The organism is Holospora curviuscula (genome assembly GCF_002930195.1).
Lineage (GTDB): Bacteria > Pseudomonadota > Alphaproteobacteria > Holosporales > Holosporaceae > Holospora > Holospora curviuscula.
Window position 1 is genome coordinate 1 of the sequence record NZ_PHHC01000062.1, and the last position, 1,948, is coordinate 1,948.

The 1,948-nt window shown below is 38.1% G+C and carries 1 protein-coding gene; it reads left to right on the forward strand.

The genetic code is table 11. The features are described from left to right. Positions 1-738 precede the first annotated feature (738 nt). Positions 739-1,653 carry a lipoyl synthase gene (gene lipA, locus HCUR_RS00945; RefSeq protein ID WP_104206343.1) on the forward strand — a complete coding sequence of 305 codons (915 nt, stop codon included), beginning with the start codon at positions 739-741 and terminating at the stop codon, positions 1,651-1,653. Positions 1,654-1,948: the final 295 nt, after the last annotated feature.

Sequence of the window (1,948 nt, forward strand, 5' to 3'; positions counted from 1 at the left end):
CCAAAATACGAAAGAATGCATCGAAAGCATTGGATACAAGGTAGGCCCCCCCTATTCTCTTGATTGACGCAATAGAATAATTTTTGGCTAATATTAAATGATAGATCAAGGGTAAAATTACTTAATACGATACAGTGTACGAGGCCTTGTTTCATTTTTTTAATGCTCAAACCTCAGATTTACTGTAATTTGAAAATTTTAGCACAGTATTTTAAAACAGTAGTTAATTTAGGGAAAAAACTTTTACCTCTTCCCAGTATGTATGGTAAACTTATACACTCTATCAAAAAAGAAAAGGCTTTTCAGTATGTTTCCGATTGATTATTAAAAAATCATTTGATTGATAAAAATAGAGTTTTTACCAGATATCAGATTTTTTGTTAAACGTCCTCTTATTGATGCATCTAAGAAGCGTTAGCTTTATACAATTGCGTTTTGCATAACGCTAAACTGCATCAGTGGAGTATCTTTTTTTCAGCATATTTTAGTGCTTCTGTTTAAATATCCCAACGAAAAACGCTTATGCTGGATCCTCTATTACTTCACGATCTTATTTGAACATCCGAACAGACTTTGAAGATAGTCTTTCTATAAAATCCTAAATATCTTTCTATCCAATAATGAAAATACCAATGTACGCCCCATCAAGAAAAAATTCCTCACAAATGCTCTTTTTTTCTCTGCTTGAGTGTGCTAGGGTTAGCGTGAAAGAATTCCATATAGAATAACGGTTTTCTTATGTCTTCTCTTAAAAAACCCGACTGGCTGCGCGTCAAGGTAAAATTGACTCCAGAGTATTTAGAAACTCAAGAGCAAGTTCGTCGGTTTGGATTGTCTACTGTATGTCAAGAAGCGGCTTGTCCAAATATTGCGGAATGTTGGAGTAAAAAGCATGTGACGGTTATGATTCTTGGGGAAGTTTGTACGAGAGCGTGCCGATTTTGTAATGTCAAAACCGGAAAGCCCACGCCAGTCAATACAAATGAGCCGGAAGAAGTCGCAGCACTTGTTCAACAATTTCGAGCACGGCATATTGTCATTACTTCTGTAGATCGAGATGATCTTTCTGACGGAGGCGCTCAACACTTTGCCAATGTAATTCGTGCAGTGCGTACCACTAATCCTGGTACTACCATTGAAGTATTAACACCAGATTTTTTGGGAAAGCCCGGTTCTTTAGAGCGTGTTGTAGAGGCAGAACCTGATGTGTATAATCATAACGTTGAAACTGTTCCTCGTCTCTATTCCCAGGTGCGCCCTCAAGCGCGGTATTTTCATTCTTTATTTTTACTTAAGCGCGTTAAATTTTTGAATCCAAGAATTTTTACAAAATCTGGATTAATGTTGGGATTTGGAGAGGAACGTCAAGAAGTAAGTCAAGTCATGAATGATTTGCGGGAAGCGGAGGTTGATTTTTTAACCATCGGACAATATCTGCAGCCCACTCCCCGTCATCATCCTGTGGTGCGTTATGTGGAAGAGGAAGAATATAAGCGTTTAGAGCGAAGAGCGTATCAAAAAGGATTTCTTATGGTGAGCGCCTCCCCCTTAACGCGTTCTTCTTACCATGCAGAAGACTTATTTAATACGCTCAGAGCTAAGAAGTCTGCTGCCATTTCTGCACACCTCCCAGAGATACAGCGTAAAGAATGAAAAATAAAGACAATGTAAAGGGTGTTCTGGAAAGAATTTGAATAGTAAATTAACCTGAAATTTCCATATAGATAGGGTATTTTTTAAAGATACATTGTGAGTGATCATCACCCTATTTTCGAGAGCTGTTACATCAATTTCGTACGCTTTAGACAATCTTGGATACTGATTGAGCCAAGCCAAAGTTCGTTTAACGACCCATCTTTTGGCGAGTGCAGCCCATCCTGGAGTTCTGAAATTTCAATTGTCTTGTTAAGAACGTTTCCCACAAACGCTAGCATGGTTTTTCCATACC